A 2,002-nucleotide genomic window follows, 5' to 3' on the forward strand; every position below is an offset into this window, starting at 1 on the left:
CTCTGACGCTGTTTTGGCAGCATCGGAACGATTTTCTTCAACGGAACGATAAACCCGAGATCGAGCATCTGGTCGGCTTCGTCGAGCACCAGGATTTCGACTTTGGAAAGCGTCAGGAAACGTTGGTCGATCAGATCGAGCAGACGACCGGGAGTCGCTACCAATACGTCAACGCCGCGTTCCAGGATGCGCTTCTGCCGGTTGATCGGCACTCCGCCAAAGGCAGAGGTGATGAACAGGCCGAGACCCTTGGAATAACCGGTCATGCTGTCGGCAATCTGGCGCGCCAATTCGCGGGTCGGAGCCAATACCAGCATCCGGCATTCATAACGGCCGGCGCGGCGCTTGTCGTTCAACAGGTGGTGGAGCGAAGGCAGCGAGAAAGCTGCGGTCTTGCCGGTACCGGTTTGCGCGATGCCGAGAATATCCTTGCCTTCAAGCGCCGGGGGAATGGCTTGCTGCTGGATCGGCGAAGGAGTGGTGTAGCCGCTTGCAGCCACGAGTTTTTGAATAGGTTCCGCCAATGCGAAATCAGAAAAGTTAGTCAAATTTTTATACCTTGTAATAGCAGCAAGTTTCCAGCGCACAGCATGGAAGCTATACGCGTGTTCGCCGTCTGTTAAGACGACCCGCGTGATCAGGCTGCCGGAAAGAAAGAAGCAATGAAGGCGATAGGTTCGAGACGATCTTGTCATCTCTCACGCAGAACTCTCGCCAGACGGTCAATATCAATTGCCGCCTTTGCTGCGATGCAACATAGGTGTTTTTGATATTAAGTCAAGCGGTGTTGTGAGGCAATTGGGTCGCAATGCTCATTTCAGGCTGACCCTGAAAGCAAGAACCGGTTTTCAGTAGCCGGTCAACAAGAACTGGCTGTTGGCTGGCTCTTGCCAAACTCACGCAAACGCTTTGCGGCGAAGCTCGTCTATATAGCCGCCGGCGAACGCCTCGAGCTGTTCAGGGTCCGCAGGCAAACCGCCCTGTTCGTCCGATGCGCCCCCGAGCTCGTCACGACTGTTGACCCGCGGAAACGGTTCCGATGGAACTGGCACTTCCAGAAAATCGCACAGGGGCTCCCATCCGTCCTTCGGATGGAACACGAGCAAACGATTGGATGGGATCGTATCGATCACCTCTGCATTAAACGCGCGATACCAGTTGGCCATCCATTCTCGGTCATCAATATTTTCACCAAATTGACTCAGATATGTACCTTGTAGCATCTGCAGCAGATCACTGCCTTCAAGAGATGAGAGCATGCGCGGGGAATTGATCGTGTCATTGCAGGATTCGACCCAAGCATCGGCATCACGCACTGTCAGAACAACTTTTGCTTCCGGGTAGAATTCAGCCAGCTCGCGCCAATAGACACAGGCTGGATTATCGGTAACGGAGCTGTACCCATCGAAAATGGCGTCCCAATCCGGCTTACCGTCAACAACGTTCTGCCAGAGCGGAATATTGCGCCGGGCATTACGGAACACCTCAACCATATGGTAACATGGCCCATAACCGATATGCTCGAGCGCAAATTTCGTGGAAAAGGTGGCTGTCCGCCCCGGTCCTGCGCCAATCACTTTCAATGCCATTATCCATCCCCCTGTGCTGCCGTTCCGTATAAAACTATGCCGCGCACGGCTTTTGTTTGCAAGCTGCACTGCAGGCCCGACCTCGCGCGAATTCTTTTACCCACCGAAGCGCTATCGCACTGCCGGCCAGCGCGCAGACCACGAGCTTCCAAAAAACTATCAATTCCGGCAGATATATTTATGGCCTAATCCATGACCGACACAAAGCCCCATAACCGCGACAAGAACTACCTGATCAAAAGCGACAGCCCTTTTCTCAAGGCTCTGGGCGTTTCGAACGACGCCGGAGAGATCAAGCCCAATAGATATGGAAAATACCGCCAGATCTGCCGCTTTGTCGAGATTTTCATCGAGCGGATCGAGCGGACCCAGGCGGTCAAACAGAAGCGGGTCAAGGTTCTGGATATCGGATC

3 protein-coding genes are annotated in these 2,002 nt (G+C 53.9%); 1 reads left to right on the top strand and 2 read right to left on the bottom strand.

The genetic code is table 11. From position 1 onward, the window contains the following. Both V7680_RS15540 and V7680_RS15545 read right to left on the bottom strand, forming a co-directional pair. On the bottom strand, nt 1-548 hold a 548-nt coding region (locus tag V7680_RS15540; RefSeq protein ID WP_335654159.1), incomplete at its 3' end, for a DEAD/DEAH box helicase. Nucleotides 549-896: 348 nt separating this feature from the next. Continuing rightward, nucleotides 897-1,589 (bottom strand): sulfotransferase family protein, encoded by a 693-nt coding sequence (locus tag V7680_RS15545; RefSeq protein ID WP_335654161.1) that lies wholly within the window; start codon nt 1,587-1,589, stop codon nt 897-899. Nucleotides 1,590-1,781: 192 nt separating this feature from the next. Between V7680_RS15545 and V7680_RS15550 the strand changes: the two genes are divergently transcribed. Continuing rightward, a partial coding sequence (locus V7680_RS15550) for a hypothetical protein (RefSeq protein WP_335654160.1) occupies nt 1,782-2,002 on the top strand: 221 nt, incomplete at its 3' end.

It is taken from the genome of Parasphingorhabdus sp., assembly GCF_036963705.1.
Taxonomy (GTDB): Bacteria; Pseudomonadota; Alphaproteobacteria; order Sphingomonadales; family Sphingomonadaceae; genus Parasphingorhabdus.

Excerpts from the sequence above, each read along its gene's own strand:
- V7680_RS15545 (WP_335654161.1), bottom strand. The coding sequence starts at position 1,589 with ATGGCATTGAAAGTGATTGGCGCAGGACCGGGGCGGACAGCCACCTTT.